At 68.9% G+C, this 15,061-nt stretch carries 16 protein-coding genes; all 16 read left to right on the forward strand.

Features of this window, described 5'->3' with window-relative positions; all coding sequences use genetic code 11:
• Positions 1 to 100: 100 nt before the first annotated feature.
• Complete coding sequence (gene rpoN / locus FSZ13_RS01805) at positions 101 to 1,510, forward strand: RNA polymerase factor sigma-54 (RefSeq protein ID WP_145477724.1); 1,410 nt, start codon at positions 101 to 103, stop codon at positions 1,508 to 1,510.
• A 13-nt stretch (positions 1,511 to 1,523) separates the two neighbouring features.
• Positions 1,524 to 1,901 carry a response regulator gene (locus tag FSZ13_RS01810; RefSeq protein WP_145477725.1) on the forward strand — a complete coding sequence of 126 codons (378 nt, stop codon included), beginning with the start codon at positions 1,524 to 1,526 and terminating at the stop codon, positions 1,899 to 1,901.
• Positions 1,898 to 3,388, forward strand: coding sequence for a sigma-54 dependent transcriptional regulator (locus tag FSZ13_RS01815; RefSeq protein WP_145477726.1), 1,491 nt, complete (start codon positions 1,898 to 1,900; stop codon positions 3,386 to 3,388). The genes FSZ13_RS01810 and FSZ13_RS01815 overlap by 4 nt, the downstream gene beginning before the upstream one ends.
• Before the next feature lie 256 nt (positions 3,389 to 3,644).
• Positions 3,645 to 4,670 (forward strand): YadA-like family protein, encoded by a 1,026-nt coding sequence (locus FSZ13_RS01820; protein WP_145477727.1) that lies wholly within the window; start codon positions 3,645 to 3,647, stop codon positions 4,668 to 4,670.
• Positions 4,671 to 5,008: 338 nt separating this feature from the next.
• Positions 5,009 to 5,368 carry a flagellar hook-basal body complex protein FliE gene (gene fliE, locus FSZ13_RS01825; protein ID WP_145477728.1) on the forward strand — a complete coding sequence of 120 codons (360 nt, stop codon included), beginning with the start codon at positions 5,009 to 5,011 and terminating at the stop codon, positions 5,366 to 5,368.
• A gap of 12 nt (positions 5,369 to 5,380) precedes the next feature.
• The gene (gene fliF / locus FSZ13_RS01830; protein WP_145477729.1) at positions 5,381 to 7,030 is read left to right on the forward strand and encodes a flagellar basal-body MS-ring/collar protein FliF; all 1,650 of its coding nucleotides are present in this window, start codon (positions 5,381 to 5,383) and stop codon (positions 7,028 to 7,030) included.
• Positions 7,031 to 7,052: 22 nt separating this feature from the next.
• Entirely contained in the window at positions 7,053 to 8,039 is a 987-nt protein-coding gene (gene fliG / locus FSZ13_RS01835) for a flagellar motor switch protein FliG (RefSeq protein WP_145478512.1), read from the forward strand.
• Positions 8,036 to 8,674: a FliH/SctL family protein gene (locus FSZ13_RS01840; RefSeq protein WP_145477730.1), complete on the forward strand. Its 639-nt coding sequence runs from the start codon at positions 8,036 to 8,038 to the stop codon at positions 8,672 to 8,674. The genes fliG and FSZ13_RS01840 overlap by 4 nt, the downstream gene beginning before the upstream one ends.
• A complete protein-coding gene (locus FSZ13_RS01845) occupies positions 8,671 to 10,053 on the forward strand; it encodes a FliI/YscN family ATPase (RefSeq protein ID WP_145477731.1) in 1,383 nt (460 codons plus the stop codon). Before FSZ13_RS01840 ends, FSZ13_RS01845 begins: the two co-directional genes overlap by 4 nt.
• Positions 10,054 to 10,056: 3 nt before the next feature.
• Positions 10,057 to 10,512 (forward strand): flagellar export protein FliJ, encoded by a 456-nt coding sequence (fliJ, locus tag FSZ13_RS01850; RefSeq protein WP_145477732.1) that lies wholly within the window; start codon positions 10,057 to 10,059, stop codon positions 10,510 to 10,512.
• On the forward strand, positions 10,512 to 11,657 hold the full coding sequence (locus FSZ13_RS18805) for a flagellar hook-length control protein FliK (protein ID WP_313955404.1): 1,146 nt from the start codon (positions 10,512 to 10,514) through the stop codon (positions 11,655 to 11,657). Before fliJ ends, FSZ13_RS18805 begins: the two co-directional genes overlap by 1 nt.
• Positions 11,658 to 11,987: 330 nt before the next feature.
• Positions 11,988 to 12,521 (forward strand): flagellar basal body-associated FliL family protein, encoded by a 534-nt coding sequence (locus FSZ13_RS01860; RefSeq protein WP_186308824.1) that lies wholly within the window; start codon positions 11,988 to 11,990, stop codon positions 12,519 to 12,521.
• 9 nt (positions 12,522 to 12,530) lie between these two features.
• Positions 12,531 to 13,538 (forward strand): flagellar motor switch protein FliM, encoded by a 1,008-nt coding sequence (fliM, locus tag FSZ13_RS01865; RefSeq protein ID WP_145477734.1) that lies wholly within the window; start codon positions 12,531 to 12,533, stop codon positions 13,536 to 13,538.
• Positions 13,535 to 13,876, forward strand: a complete 342-nt coding sequence (gene fliN, locus FSZ13_RS01870) for a flagellar motor switch protein FliN (protein WP_145477735.1) — start codon at positions 13,535 to 13,537, stop codon at positions 13,874 to 13,876. The genes fliM and fliN overlap by 4 nt, the downstream gene beginning before the upstream one ends.
• Complete coding sequence (gene fliO, locus FSZ13_RS01875; RefSeq protein ID WP_428999960.1) at positions 13,873 to 14,274, forward strand: flagellar biosynthetic protein FliO; 402 nt, start codon at positions 13,873 to 13,875, stop codon at positions 14,272 to 14,274. Before fliN ends, fliO begins: the two co-directional genes overlap by 4 nt.
• A 2-nt stretch (positions 14,275 to 14,276) precedes the next feature.
• A complete protein-coding gene (gene fliP, locus FSZ13_RS01880) occupies positions 14,277 to 15,059 on the forward strand; it encodes a flagellar type III secretion system pore protein FliP (protein WP_145477736.1) in 783 nt (260 codons plus the stop codon).
• The last annotated feature ends 2 nt before the right edge of the window (positions 15,060 to 15,061 follow it).

A 15,061-nucleotide genomic window follows, 5' to 3' on the forward strand; every position in this document is an offset into this window, starting at 1 on the left:
ACGACCCCGCTCAGGAACCCCCTGATTTCCCCCATGAGGGATCGAAAGCAAGATGTGTTCCATAACGCACCGGGGAGTCGGTGCGACGGGGAATACACACATGAAGCCAACCATGTCGACCCAGCTGGGTCAGCAGCTCCACCTCACGCCGCAACTGCTGCAGTCGATCCGCCTGCTGCAGCTGGATGGCATGCAGCTGGAGCTGGAAATCCGCCGCGCACTGGAAACCAACCCGTTGCTGGAGCTGGAAGAAGCCCCGGCGCCGGAAGCCGCAACCGCCCCCGAAACCGGCACTACGGTGGAAGTGGCCGCGTTCGACGAGCTGCCCGAACCGGCCATGTGGGACGTGGCCGGTGCCAGCTGGCACGACGGCGACGACGACCGCCTGCAGCGCATTGCCGCCGACGAATCCAGCGACCCGCAGCTGCGCGCCCTGCAGCGCCTGTCGCTGGAACTGGACGCACGCGAGCTGGCGGTGGCCCGTTTCTGGCTGGAGCACTGCGACGACGCCGGCTACCTGGATGCCCCGCTGGACCAGCTCACCCTGCTCGCCAGCGCCCACTGCGACGTCGACGCCGCCGGCGTGGAAGCGGTACGCCAGCAGATCCTGCACGGCGACCCGGCCGGCCTGGCCGCGCGTGACCTGCACGAATGCCTGTCGGTGCAGCTGCGCGCCCTGCAGGGCCGCGTGCCGGCCCGGCATCTTGCCCTGCGCGTGCTGGACCACGGGCTGGAGGCGCTCGCCGCCCACGACTACCCCGCCCTCGCCCGCCAGCTGGACGCCGAGGTGGCCGACATCCACGAAGCGGTGCGGCTGATCCTCTCGCTGCAGCCGCGCCCGGGCGACAGCCTGCTGCCGGACACCGCCGGCGCCGTCATCCCCGACGTGGTCGCCTGGCACGCCGACGGCCAGTGGCGGGTCGCACTGAACCCGGCCACCAGCCGCCGCCTAAGCATCAACCCCACCTATGAAAGCGCCCTGGCCGACGCCGGCGACAGCGCCCAGCCGCTGCGCGACATGCTGCAGGAAGCGCGCTGGCTGACCCGTGGCCTGTCGATGCGCTACGACACCCTGCTGCGTACCACCCGGGTGATCATCGAGCGCCAGGCCGGGTTCCTCAGCCGCGGCGAAGAGGCCATGGCGCCGCTGACCCTGAAGGAAGTCGCCGATGCAATCGGCATGCACGAGTCCACCGTCTCGCGCATCACCACCGGCAAGTACCTGCAGACCCCGCGCGGCACCCTGGAACTGAAGCACTTCTTCGCCGTCCGCCTGGAAGGCGCCAGCGTCTCCGGGCAGGCCGTGAAGGCCATGGTGCGGCGCCTGATCGACGCCGAACCGGCCGGCAAGCCGCTCGCCGATGAGGCGATTGCGGGACTTCTGTCACGCCAAGGGGTGAATATTGCCCGCCGAACCGTTGCAAAATACCGCGAACAACTGGACATCGCGCCGGCCCGTGAACGCCGCCGGCACAGTGCCCGCACCCCGCTACTGGCCCGGGTGGGCTGAGGAAGTACACGACATGAACAAGCTCACCGTATTGCTGGTGGACGACCACGAAGGCTTCATCAACGCCGCCATGCGCCACTTCCGCAAGGTCGACTGGCTGGACGTGGTCGGCAGCGCCGGTAACGGCCTGGAGGCCATCGAGCGCTCCGAGGCGCTGCGCCCGCAGGTGGTGCTGATGGACCTGGCCATGCCGGAAATGGGCGGGCTGCAGGCCACGCGGCTGATCAAGAGCCAGGACGATGCGCCGTATATCGTCATCGCCAGCCATTTCGACGACGCCGAACACCGCGACCATGCGCTGCGTGCCGGGGCCAACAACTTCGTCAGCAAGTTGTCCTACATCCAGGAGGTCATGCCGATTCTGGAAGGCTTGAAGGAGGCCACGCCATGAGCGAATCGCGCATCCTGGTGCTGGACAACGACGCCGTGCGCGCCGAACGCACCGTCAGCCTGCTGGAATTCATGGACTTCAACCCGCGCTGGGTTGCCGACGCGGCCGACTTCGATACCACCCGCCACCGCGCCACTGACTGGATGGCGGTGATCATCGGCGGGCTGGAACCCGGACCGCGCAGCGAAGCGCTGTTCGCCTGGGCCGGCCAGGGCGCACTGCCGCCGCCGGTGATGCTGATCGATGGCGATGTCGGCAGCTTTGCCCAGCGCCACGGCCTGCATGAAGCCAATGTCTGGCCGCTGGAAGCGCCGCTGCGCCATGCGCAGATGGAAGCGCTGCTGCGTCGTGCCAGCCTGAAGCGGCTGGATGCCGAACACCAGGCCGGTGCCGTGCAGGACCAGGGACCCACCGGCGACGGCGCGGCGGTAAGCGCGTTGCGCCAGATGATCGAACAGGTGGCTGCCTTCGACACCACGGTGTTGGTGCTGGGCGAATCGGGCACCGGCAAGGAAGTGGTGTCGCGCTCGATCCACCAGCGCTCGCCGCGCCGCGATGGCCCGTTCGTGGCCATCAACTGCGGCGCCATTCCGGCCGACCTGCTCGAAAGCGAACTGTTCGGTCACGAAAAAGGCGCCTTCACCGGCGCACTCAGCGCGCGCAAGGGCCGTTTCGAAATGGCCGAGGGCGGCACCCTGCTGCTGGACGAAATCGGCGACATGAGCCTGCCGATGCAGGTCAAGCTGCTGCGCGTGCTGCAGGAGCGCAGTTTCGAGCGCGTCGGCGGCAACCAGACCATCCGCTGCAACGTGCGGGTGATCGCCGCAACCCACCGCGACCTGGAATCGCGCATCGCCGACGGCAAGTTCCGCGAAGACCTGTTCTACCGCCTCAACGTGTTCCCGATCGACGTGCCGGCGCTGCGCGAGCGCAGCGAAGACCTGCCCGCACTGGTCACCACCATCGCCGGGCAGCTGGCCCGCACCGGCCGCGGTGAAGTGCGTTTCAGCCCCGAAGCTCTGCAGGCCCTGGCCGCCTACGAATGGCCGGGCAACGTGCGCGAGCTGACCAACCTGGTCGAGCGCCTGGCCGTGCTGCATCCGGGTGCCAGCGTCCGCGTTCAGGACCTGCCGGCCCGTTACCGCGGTGACTTCGCCGTGGCCGCACCGGTGGCCGCACCCGCACCGGCCGCCAGCGGCGACGAGCGCCTGGACCTGCGCAGCTTCTCCTTCCACGCCCCGGCAACGGGTGCGGCGGCAGCGAACGGTGCGGCCCCGGCCGACAAGGCCCCAGCCCTGCCCGACGCCGGCCTGGACCTGCGCAACCACATGGCCAACATCGAGCTGACCCTCATCAACGAGGCACTCGAGCGTACCCAGGGCGTGGTCGCCCACGCCGCCCAGCTGCTCGGCCTGCGCCGCACCACCCTGGTGGAGAAACTGCGCAAGTACGGGATCGAGCGCGACCAGGCCGAACTGGCGGGCTGATCGAAACGTAGAGCCACGCCCTGCGTGGCTGGGCGGAACCCCCAAGGTCTGGTCACATCCGGGCCTCGATGCATCTGCGCGGTTGCCGACCAACGGTCGGCGCCACGCATTGCCTTCACCTCTTCGTGACGGCACCGGGCATAGCGTCGCCAGCAGCCGTATGCGGGGGAGACGCGTACGGGGAATCGGGGGATTCATGCAGATCGCCTGACCGGCATTGCCCCGGCGGGCGCGCTGCCACCCGAGGATCTCCGCCATGGATCGTTCCTGGTATCGCATTGCACTGCGTGGTGTTTCGCGCGCGACCTCCACCCGCTCTCTCCTCGTCACCGCCGCTGCGTTGGGCGTATTCCTGTCAGCAGCTTCTCCTGTACTGGCCCAGTCGGTCTGCAACCAGACCGGCGGCACCGCGCCGACCGCGACCGGCGGCAGCGCCTTCGCCTGCGGTGACGGCGCGACGGCGAGCGGAGGGCTCGGCACGGCCTTCGGCACCGACAGCAGTGCCGCCGGCGGCAACGCGGTTGCGGTCGGCGGCCTGTCCAATGCCTCCGGCGAATTCACCACCGCATTGGGCCGAAGCGCCACCAGCAGCGGTGACGCCACCACTGCCGTCGGGTTCAACAGCGCGGCAACGGGAAACAATTCGGTCGCGGTGGGCGCCAACTCTGTCGCCGACCAGGACGACACCGTATCGATGGGCGCGGCTGGCGCAGAGCGTCGCATCACCAATGTCAGTGCCGGCACCGCAGGCACCGACGGGGTGAATGTCAGCCAGCTCAACGACACCGCAGCCACCACGCTCAACGCCGCCAACACCTACACCGACGAGCAGGCCGACGCCACGCTGGTGGAAGCCAATACCTACGCCGACCAGGTAGCCGGCGATACGTTGACGGCGGCCAACACCTACACCGACCAGCAGGTCGACCAGATCGGCGGAATGGCCAGCGGTGCCGCAGCCGCGCTGGAACAGTTCCGCGCCCAGGTCGGCGACCAGTTCGCCAACGTCAACGCGCGGCTCGATGGCATGGACAATGCCTTGCGCACGATGGATCGGCGGATCAGCCGGCAGGCGGCAATGTCCGCCGCGCTGGTCCAGAGCAGCGTCACACCCGAACCCGGGGAAAACTACCTGGGCGCCGGCGTTGGTGGGTCAGAGGGCGAGCGCGCCGTCGCCGCCACCTTCCGCCGGAAGTTCAACCAGCATTTCACCGGGTCGGTAGGCTATGCGCGCAGCGGCGATGAAAGTTCCTGGGCGGTCGGCGGTGGCGTGAGCTGGTAGCGCTGCGCCGCATCAACGTTTCCGACGCCCGGCCAGCCCGGGCGTCTTTGTCTCCGGTAGCGCCCGCCGTTGGCCGGCCCACGCCATGACCGGCGGTGCGCGGAGGAACAGCACGCGACCCGCGCCACCGGCCAGGTGTCGGTTTCCCGACGCCGGGGTTCCGGCGGCAGCCCGGCGGCGCACCGACGCAGCGGCTTTCCGTCACGCCCGGTGTGTAATCGATTGCGCAGCGGGTCAATGCGGCCCGCCATCACCACATCGCTGAACCACTCAGCCGTTTCGGCACGAGGCTTGCAACGTCATCACTCGAGATCCCCCAATCAGCCGGAACGTTCCAGATGTCACACTCCGTCACCTCGATCCTTTCCCAGATCCGCAGCTACCAGACCCAGGTCGGGCAGCCGGTCAGCCCGCTCGCCGAGAGCCCGCAGACCAACGCGCTGAAGGGCCTGGTCGCCCCGCAGGACGTGCAGGGCCCGAGCTTCACCGACACCCTGCGCGGCGCGATTGCCGGGGTCAACGAAGCGCAGCAGAAATCCGGCGCCCTCGCCCGCGCTTTCGAACTGGGCGAACCCGGCGCCGACCTGGCCAAGGTCATGGTCGCCTCCCAGCAGTCCCAGATCGCCTTCCGCGCCACCGTGGAAGTCCGCAACCGTCTCGTCCAGGCTTACCAGGACGTGATGAACATGCCGCTGTAAGGATAGAACCGCATGGCCCTGTCGCTCACCAAGGAATCCCTGAACGCCGAAAAGGCGGGCCAGTGGTTCGACCGGCTGCAAAGCCTGCAGATCACCCGTCGGCTCGGCCTGATGGCGATGATCGCCGTGGCCGTTGCGGCAGGCCTGTTCGTGTTCTTCTGGTCGCAGAAGCCGGGCATGGTGCCGCTGTATACCGGGCTGGACCAGAAGGCCACCGCCGAAGCCACCGACCTGCTTCGCGCCGCCCAGATTCCGTTCGAACTGGACCCGGCGACCGGTGGCATCACCGTGCCGGAGAAGAACCTGCACGACGCGCGCCTGAAGCTTGCCGGGTCCGGCCTGACCGACAGCGGCCGGCTCGGATTCGAGCTGATGGAACGCGATCCCGGCTTCGGCGTCAGCCAGTTCATGGAGAACGCGCGCTACCAGCATTCGCTGGAAACCGAGCTGTCGCGCACCATCAACACCCTGCGCCCGGTGCGCGATTCGCGCGTGCACCTGGCCATTCCCAAGCCGAGCGCCTTCACCCGCCAGCGCGACGTGGCCAGCGCCTCGGTGGTGCTGGAACTGCGTGGCGGCCAGCAGCTCGAACGCGGCCAGATCGACGCCATCGTGCACATGGTCGCGGCCAGCATCCCCGACCTGGCCCCGGAGCGGGTCACCGTGGTCGACCAGAGCGGGCGCATGCTCAGCGTGTCCGACCCGAACAGCGACGCGGCGATGAATGCCGCGCAGTTCGAACAGGTGCGTCGCCAGGAAACCTCGTTCAACCAGCGCATCCGCGAACTGCTCGAGCCGATGACCGGCCCCGGCCGGGTCAACCCGGAAGTGAGCGTGGACATGGACTTCTCGGTGATCGAAGAAGCCCGCGAGCTGTACAACGGCGAGCCGCAGAAGATCCGCAGCGAGCAGACCAGCGAAAACAGCACCAGCACCCAAGGTCCGCAGGGCGTGCCGGGCGCGGCCAGCAACACCCCGCCGGGCGCTGCCGCCGCTGCCCCCGCCGCGGCCGCCGCCCCGACCGAGACCTCTCGCAACGCCACCCGCAACTACGAGCTGGACCGCACCCTGCAGCACACCCGCCAGCCGGCCGGCCGCATCAAGCGGGTATCGGTGGCGGTGCTGCTGGACAACGTGCCGCGCCCCGGCGCCAACGGCAAGACCACCGAGCAGCCGCTGTCGGCGGCCGAGCTGACCCGCGTCGAAGCGCTGGTCAAGCAGGCGGTGGGCTTCGACGCCGAACGTGGCGACACCGTGTCGGTGATGAATGCCCCGTTCGTGCGCGAAGTGACCCCGGTCGAAGGCCCGAAGTGGTGGGAACTGCCGCAGGTCCAGGACGGGCTGCGCCTGCTGCTCGGCGCGATCGTGGTGCTGGCGCTGGTGTTCGGCGTGCTGCGCCCGGCACTGCGCTCGATCACCGGCACCCCGAAGAAGGCGCTGGGCAACGACAGCCTGGAGCCGCACAGCGCCGACGTGCAGCTGGTGGACGACGGCGAAGGCCTGCCCGCGCTGGGCAGCGACCGCGTGCACCTTTCAGGGCAGGAGCCGCTGGCCCTGCCGGTGGACTCCTACGAGGAACGACTGCGCATGGCGCGTGAAGCCGTAAAGACCGACTCCAAGCGCGTGGCCCAGGTGGTCAAGGGTTGGGTGGCCAATGATTGATCCTGCCGCCCCCCCTGCCCCGCTGAGCGGCGTGCAGCGTGCCGCCGTGCTGCTGCTGTCGCTGGGCGAACTGGAAGCCGCCGACGTGCTGCGCCACATGGAACCCAAGGAGGTGCAGAAGATCGGCATCGCCATGGCCACCATGAGCGACATCACCCGCGAGCAGGTCGAGCGGGTGATGGACCAGTTCAACAGCGAACTGGGCTCCAAGACCTCGCTGGGCGTCGGCTCGGACGACTACATCCGCAACATGCTGGTGCAGGCGCTTGGCAGCGAGAAGGCCGGCAACCTGATCGACCGCATCCTGCTCGGCCGCAACACCACCGGCCTGGACGCGCTGAAGTGGATGGACCCGCGCGCCGTTGCCGACCTGGTCCGCAATGAACACCCGCAGATCATCGCGATCGTGATGGCCCACCTGGAAACCGACCAGGCCGCCGATGCGCTCAAGCTGCTGCCCGAACGCACCCGCGTCGATGTGCTGCTGCGCATCGCCACCCTGGACGGCATTCCGCCGAATGCCCTGAACGAACTGAACGAAATCATGGAACGCCAGTTCGCCGGTAACCAGAACCTGAAGTCGTCCAACATCGGCGGCGTGCAGTGCGCGGCCAACATCCTGAACTTCATGGACAGCGGCCAGGACCAGGCGATCCTCGGCGAGATCTCGCGCATCGACGCCCCGCTCAGCGCGCGCATCCAGGAGAAGATGTTCGTGTTCGACGACCTGATCGACCTGGAAGACCGCGAACTGCAGCTCGTGCTGCGCGAAGTCAGCGGCGAGCGCCTCGGCCTGGCCCTGCGTGGCGCCGACATCAAGGTGCGCGACAAGATCACCCGAAACATGTCCCAGCGCGCGGCCGAGATCCTGCTCGAAGACATGGAAGCTCGCGGCCCGGTGCGGCTGTCCGACGTGGAAGCGGCGCAGCGCGAGATCCTTGCCATCGTCAAGCGCATGGCCGATGAAGGCACGGTCACCTTGGGCGGCAACGCGGAGGCGATGCTGTGAACGCCGCCGCCGTACGCTGGCTTGCCCCGGACCTGCTGGCCGACCCGGCCGCAGTGGAGGATGAACACCTCGACGCATTCGACGATGTGCCCGAACACGACCCGGAACCGCTGCTGCAGCTGCCCACCCTGGAGGAAATCCAGGCGATCCAGGACGCCGCGCAGAAGGATGGGTTCGACCAGGGCCATGCCGACGGCCATGCCCAGGGCCAGGCCGAAGTGCGCCGCCTGGTCGCCCAGATCGAAGGCATCCTCGACAATTTCAGCCGGCCGCTGGTGCGGCTGGAAAACGAAGTGGTGGCCGCGCTGGGCGAACTGGCGGTGCGCATCGCCGGCACCCTGGTCGGCCGCGCCTACCAGGCCGACCCGGCCCTGCTCGCGCAGCTGGTCGGCGAAGCGGTCGATGCAGTGGGCGGCGCCAACCGCGAAGTGGAAGTGCGCCTGCACCCCGACGACATCGCCGCGCTCGCCCCGCTGCTGCAGCTGTCCCCGACCCAGCGCCTCAGCCCCGACCTGAGCCTGAGCCGCGGCGACCTGCGCGTGCACGCCGAAGCCGTGCGTATCGACGGCACCCTGGAAGCGCGCCTGCGTGGCGCGCTGGACGCGGTGCTGCGCAAATCCGGAGCCAGCGCATGAATCCCGAACCCCTGCCCTCGCCCGCCGCCGACTGGTCGGCCGCACGCAACCTGCGGCTCGCCGCGCGCCTGGACGGCATCCAGCCCGACGGCGCACATGGCCGTGGCCTTATCCGCGAAGGCGTGCTGCGCCGCGCGGTCGGCCTGACCCTGGAAGCGGTCGGCTGCGAATCACCGATGGGCGCCAGCTGCCGGGTCGAAGTCGCCGACGGCGGCTGGGTCGACGCCGAAGTGGTCGGCTTCGCCGGCGAACGCACCTACCTGATGCCCAGCGCCGAGCTGCACGGCCTGCTGCCCAACGCCCGCGTGGTGCCGTCGCTGGGTCGCGGCGGCGTCGAAGTCGGCGAGGGCCTGCTCGGCCGCGTCATCGACAGCGACGGCGTGCCGCTGGACGGCAAGGGCCCGATCCGCGCCGAAGGCACCGTCGGCATGGCCGGCGTGGCGATCAACCCGCTGGCCCGCGAACCGATCACCCAGCCGCTGGATGTCGGCGTGCGCGCCATCAACGCCCTGCTGCCGATCGGTCGCGGCCAGCGCGTGGGCCTGTTCGCCGGCTCCGGCGTCGGCAAGTCCACCCTGCTCGGCATGATGACCCGCTACACCGCCGCCGACGTGATCGTGGTCGGCCTGATCGGCGAACGCGGCCGCGAAGTGCGCGACTTCGTCGAAAGCACCCTGGGCGAAGAAGGCCTGCGCCGCGCCGTGGTCGTGGCCAGCCCGGCCGACCGTCCGCCGCTGGCCCGCCTGCACGGCGCCTACCGCGCCACCGCCATCGCCGAGTGGTTCCGCGACCAGGGCCTGAACGTCCTGCTGCTGATGGATTCGCTGACCCGCTTCGCCCAGGCCCAGCGCGAAATCGGCCTGTCGGTGGGCGAGCCGCCGACCACCCGCGGCTACCCGCCCTCGGTGTTCGCCAAACTGCCGGCCCTGGTCGAACGCGCCGGCAACGGCGCCAAGGGCCGCGGTTCCATCACCGCCTTCTACACCGTGCTGACCGAAGGCGACGACCCGCAGGACCCCATCGCCGACGCCGCCCGCGCCATCCTCGACGGCCACATCCTGCTCTCGCGCCGGGTCGCCGACAGCGGCCTGTACCCGGCCATCGACGTCGAATCCTCGGTCAGCCGCGTGGTCACCGAAATCGCCGACGAACCCTGGCGCCTGCGCATCCGCAAGCTCAAGCGCCTGGTCTCGGCCTACTCCAGCAACCGCGACCTGATCGCCATCGGCGCCTACCAGCGCGGCAACGATCCGGCCACCGACGAAGCACTGGAACGCTGGTCGGACATCGTCGACTTCCTCGGCCAGGACGTCGGCAAGGCGGCCGACCTGCCGCACAGCCAGGCCGCGCTCAAGCGCCTGGTGGAACCTGAGGGCTAAGCCATGCAATCCAAGCGCATCGATCCCCTGCTCAAGCGGGCCCAGGACCACGAAGACGAAGTCGCCCGCGACCTCGCCGAGCGCCAGCGCGTGCTCGACACCCACCTGTCGCGCCTGGACGAACTGCGCCGCTACGCCGAGGAGTACGCCAGTGCGCAGATGGCCGCGACCAGCCCGGCCCAGCTGCTCAACCGCCGCGCCTTCCTCGACCGCCTCGACACCGCCGTCGCCCAGCAGCGCCAGACCGTGGACAACAACCGCGAGAAAGTCGAAGCCGAACGCGCCCGCCTGATCCTCGCCAGCCGCGACAAGGCCGTGCTCGAACAGCTCGCCGCCAGCTATCGCGCCCAGGAAAAAGTCCTGGTCGACCGCCGCGACCAGCGCGAGATGGACGAAATCGGCGCCCGTCGCAGCCGCCTGGCGCGCGCCGCCGACACCGACACCGGAGACGCCCCGTGATGCCCCCCAGCCTGCCCGGCAGCAGCCTCGGCACCGCTGCCAGCAGCAGCGCCAGCCCCACCACCCCCAGCCCACGCAGCAACGCCACTGGCGCCGGCAGCGACCGTCGGGACTTTGACGCCCTGCTCAAGGCCGACGGTGGCAACAAGGACGCGCCCGCCAAAGGCGCCGCCGACAAGCACACCCCCGACAACGCCAGCAGCAGCCTAGGCGACGCCACTCGCCGCCCCGCCGCCGACGCCCCCAGCGAGGCCAGCGACCCCGCCGCCACGCCGGCCACGGCCGCTACCGACAAGCCGACCAGCAGCGACCCCACCGACGACACCGACACCGCCCCCTGGCCGCCGCTCGGCCTGGCCGGCCTGGCCCTGGCCGGCGTCGAAGCCGTCACCGTCATGGCCGCACCCGCCGCCAATGCAGACACCGCCCTGGCCAACGCCGCCCCGGCCCTGCCCGTCGCGCAGGCCGCGCCCGCCAACGCGCTGACCGCACCCGCATTGCCCGGCGTCAACGCCAACAGCGGCGCGAGCACGCCCGCGCCGCTTGCCCTGCCAGCAGATGCCCTGGTCAGCGAAGACACCGCCGTGCCGGACACCCTGGCCGACGCCATCGCCAACGCAGCCGGGGACGCCGACGCCCCCACCACCCCGTTCCTGCACGCCCTGAACGCCGCCGCCGAGCTCAAGGCCGCCGCCACCGCCAGCACCCCGTTCCAGGGCGAGCCGACCGCCACCCCGCACATCGGCGGCGACGACTTCGACGACGCCATGAGCGCCCGCATCGGCTGGCTGGCCGACCAGAAGATCGGCCACGCCACCATCAAGGTCACCCCGCACGACCTCGGCCTGATCGAAGTGCGCCTGCAGATGGACGGCGACAAGGTCCACGCCACCTTCAGCAGCGCCCACGCCGACGTCCGCCACGCCCTCGAATCCAGCATCCCGCGCCTACGCGAAATGCTGAACGACCAGGGCTTCCAGCTGGGTAACGCCGATGTGGGACACCAGCAGACCGCGCAGGATGGGAAGAACGGGAGTGGCAATCCGGCACACGACGGCAGCGAAAGCGACCTGGCCATGGCCGAAACCATCGTGTCGCCCGCGCAGTTGATGCGTCAACGTGGGTTGGTCGACGCATACGCGTAAAGCCGGCCCGACCAACGGTCGGGCCCTACCGCTCTTACCTGCCGTCAATGACACACTGTCAAAGGTGGGGCGGTGTGGGTTTGTGGGGGTGTGAGCCGCATGGATGCGGCGACCAAGCCTACATGGACGTATTCACGGCGTCCCCCACGAACCCATACCGCCCCGCCAAGCCAGAAGGCAACGCAGAGCCGAGGCCTTTGAAGTTGACGTTGACGTTGACGTTGACGTTGACGTTGACGACATAGGTCACAAAACACCCCGTCAAATTCCCGGCAACGAAAAACCGTCGGGGTTCGGCACAGCGTTTGCATGTAGCCAGGAAGCAATCCTATGGAGCTTCCCCTCGTGGCCGCAGCCGCTGACAAAACCAAGAAATCCACCGACAAGGACAAGGCCGCCAAGCCGCGCAGCCCGCTCCTGGTCACCGCCCTGATCGCCGTCGTCGCCGCTGGCGCCGCCGGTGGCGGCGTGTGGTACTTCACCCAGTCCCACGACGAGAAGACCCCGGCCAAGGCCGCCGCCGCCAAATCGGCCGTGCCCGCCCCCGCCCAGTACTTCGGCCTCGAACCGCCGTTCGTCGTCAACCTCAGCAGCAGCTTCGACGGCCCCCGCTACCTGCAGGTCGAAGTCCAGCTCATGACCCGCGACCCCGCCGCCCTCGAAGCCATCAAGCTCCACGCCCCCGCCATCCGCGCCAAGCTGCTGATGCTCTTCTCCCAGGTCGAACCGGCCCAGATCGCCGACCGCGCCGGCAAGGAAAAGCTCCAGGCCGACTCCCTCGCCGAAGTGCAGAAACTGCTGAAGGCCGAAACCGGCAGCAAGGGCGTCGACGAACTGCTGTTCACCAGCTTCGTCACCCAGTAAGGGCACCCCATGAACGACCTGCTCTCCCAGGACGAAATCGATGCCCTGCTGCACGGCGTCGACTCCGGCGCCGTCGAAACCGAAGTCGACACCATCGCCCCCGGCGAAGCCCGCAACTACGACTTCGCCAGCCAGGACCGCATCATCCGTGGCCGCATGCCGACCCTGGAGATGGTCAACGAACGCTTCGCCCGTCTCTGGCGCATCGGCCTGTTCAACCTCATCCGCCGGTCCGCCGAACTGTCCGTGCGTGGCATTGAACTGATCAAGTTCAACGACTACATGCACTCCCTGTACGTCCCCACCAACCTCAACCTGATCCGCTTCAAGCCCCTGCGCGGCACCGGCCTGATCGTCTTCGAACCCACCCTCGTGTTCGCCATCGTCGACAACTTCTTCGGCGGCGACGGACGCTACCCCACCCGCATCGAAGGCCGCGAATTCACCGCCACCGAAATGCGCGTCATCCACCTCCTGCTCAAGCAGACCTTCGCCGACCTGCGCGAAGCCTGGGCCCCGGTGATGGATGTCGAGTTTGAATACATCAACTCCGAAATCAACCCCCACTTCGCCAACATCGTCACCCCCCGCGAATACGTCGTGGTCTGCCGCCTGCACGTCGAACTCGACGGCGGTGGCGGCGACATCCACGTCACCCTGCCGTACTCCATGCTCGAACCGATCCGCGAACTGCTCGACGCCGGCATCCAGAGCGACCGCAACGATCGCGACGAAAGCTGGGGCACCATGCTGCGCGAACAGCTCAACATCGCCGAAGTGACCCTCTCCAGCGTCCTCGCCACCAAGCGCATGAGCCTGCGCGACCTGACCACCCTGAAGATCGGCGACATCCTGCCCATCGACCTGCCCAGCCAGGTCCCGGTCTGCGTCGAGAACATCCCCGTGTTCACCGGCCAGTTCGGCGTCGCCAACGGCATGAACGCCGTGAAGATCACCGCAACCCACCCCCCGGGCACCCGCCCGCGCGTTCCCGTCATCCAGGAAGACCCGCAATGAACGACATCCTCGAGTCCAACGAACCGGCACCGGCGCAGTTCACCACCCTGCAGTCCGACGACAGCCACGCCGGCGCCGACCTGAACCTCGACGTCATCCTCGACGTCCCGGTCACCCTGTCGCTCGAAGTCGGCCGCGCCCGCCTGCCGATCCGCAACCTGCTGCAGCTCAACCAGGGCTCGGTGGTCGAACTCGAACGCGGCGCCGGCGAATCCCTGGATGTCTTCGTCAACGGCACCCTCATCGCCCACGGCGAAGTCGTCGTCATCAACGACCGCTTCGGCGTGCGCCTCACCGACGTCGTCAGCCCCAGCGAACGGATCCGGAGACTGCGTTGATCGCCTCGGCCCTCCTCGCCACCGCCGCCCACGCGGCCAAGGTCGGCCAGCATGCCGCCGCCGCGCCCAGCATGTTCGGCGCCGTGCTGGCCCTGCTCGGCGTCCTGGCCCTGATCGTCGGCCTCGGCTGGGTGCTCAAGCGCATGCCCGGCAGCGGCTTCAAGCCCGCCGAAGGCCTGCGCGTGGTCGCCAGCCTCAACGTCGGGGCCAAGGAACGCGTCGTCGTCGTCGACGTCAACGGCCAGCAGCTGCTGCTCGGCGTCACCGCCGGCGGCATCAGCACCCTGCACCAGCTGCCCGAATCCCTGCCCACCCCGGAACCGGCGCGCCTGCCGGATCTGAAGAACCTGCCGAATTTCGCCCAGCTGCTGCAACAGCGGCTGCGCAAGGACAAATGATCATGCGTCGCCTCCGAGCATCCTGCATCCGTTACCTGCCGCTGCTGTTCGCGCTGCTGCTGTGCGCCCTGCCCGCACTGGCCTGGGCCGCGCCCGGCGCGCCCGCCGTGCCCAACCTGCCCGACGTGAACGTCGGCAAGATCGGCGGCGCACCGGTCAGCCTGCCGCTGCAGACCCTGCTGCTGATGACCGCGATCACCCTGATCCCGTCCATGCTGCTGGTGCTCACCGCCTTCACCCGCATCATCATCGTGCTCGGCCTGCTGCGCCAGGCACTGGGTACCGGCCAGACCCCCTCCAACCAGGTCCTGCTCGGCCTGGCCCTGTTCCTCACCGCCATGGTCATGCTGCCGGTGTGGCAGAAGGCCTGGGGCAGCGGCATGGCGCCCTACCTCAACGGCGAGATCGACTTCCAGACCGCCTGGACCCTGACCACCCAGCCGCTGCGCGCCTTCATGCTGGCCCAGATCCGCGAAACCGACCTGATGACCTTCGCCGGCATGGCCGGGCACGGCACCTACGCCAGCCCCGACGCCATCCCGTTCCCCGTGCTGGTCGCCTCCTTCGTCACCAGCGAACTGAAGACCGCCTTCGAAATCGGCTTCCTCATCTTCATTCCCTTCGTGATCATCGACCTGGTCGTGGCCAGCGTGCTGATGTCGATGGGCATGATGATGCTCTCGCCGATGCTGGTCTCGGCCCCGTTCAAGATCCTGCTGTTCGTGCTGGTCGACGGCTGGGTCCTGGTGGTCGGCACCCTGGCCGCCAGCTTCAACGCCGTCTGAGG

The organism is Stenotrophomonas rhizophila (assembly GCF_007667275.1).
Taxonomy (GTDB): Bacteria; Pseudomonadota; Gammaproteobacteria; order Xanthomonadales; family Xanthomonadaceae; genus Stenotrophomonas; species Stenotrophomonas maltophilia_AE.

What these genes read in the sequence shown, in the direction of transcription:
- fliJ (WP_145477732.1), top strand. Translation starts at nt 10,057, where the DNA reads ATGCAATCCAAGCGCATCGATCCCCTGCTCAAGCGGGCCCAGGACCAC.
- fliF (WP_145477729.1), top strand. Translation starts at nt 5,381, where the DNA reads ATGGCCCTGTCGCTCACCAAGGAATCCCTGAACGCCGAAAAGGCGGGC.
- FSZ13_RS01860 (WP_186308824.1), top strand. Translation starts at nt 11,988, where the DNA reads ATGGAGCTTCCCCTCGTGGCCGCAGCCGCTGACAAAACCAAGAAATCC.
- FSZ13_RS01810 (WP_145477725.1), top strand. Translation starts at nt 1,524, where the DNA reads ATGAACAAGCTCACCGTATTGCTGGTGGACGACCACGAAGGCTTCATC.
- fliM (WP_145477734.1), top strand. Translation starts at nt 12,531, where the DNA reads ATGAACGACCTGCTCTCCCAGGACGAAATCGATGCCCTGCTGCACGGC.
- rpoN (WP_145477724.1), top strand. Translation starts at nt 101, where the DNA reads ATGAAGCCAACCATGTCGACCCAGCTGGGTCAGCAGCTCCACCTCACG.
- FSZ13_RS01815 (WP_145477726.1), top strand. Translation starts at nt 1,898, where the DNA reads ATGAGCGAATCGCGCATCCTGGTGCTGGACAACGACGCCGTGCGCGCC.
- fliP (WP_145477736.1), top strand. Translation starts at nt 14,277, where the DNA reads ATGCGTCGCCTCCGAGCATCCTGCATCCGTTACCTGCCGCTGCTGTTC.
- fliN (WP_145477735.1), top strand. Translation starts at nt 13,535, where the DNA reads ATGAACGACATCCTCGAGTCCAACGAACCGGCACCGGCGCAGTTCACC.
- FSZ13_RS01845 (WP_145477731.1), top strand. Translation starts at nt 8,671, where the DNA reads ATGAATCCCGAACCCCTGCCCTCGCCCGCCGCCGACTGGTCGGCCGCA.
- FSZ13_RS01820 (WP_145477727.1), top strand. Translation starts at nt 3,645, where the DNA reads ATGGATCGTTCCTGGTATCGCATTGCACTGCGTGGTGTTTCGCGCGCG.
- fliE (WP_145477728.1), top strand. Translation starts at nt 5,009, where the DNA reads ATGTCACACTCCGTCACCTCGATCCTTTCCCAGATCCGCAGCTACCAG.
- FSZ13_RS18805 (WP_313955404.1), top strand. Translation starts at nt 10,512, where the DNA reads ATGCCCCCCAGCCTGCCCGGCAGCAGCCTCGGCACCGCTGCCAGCAGC.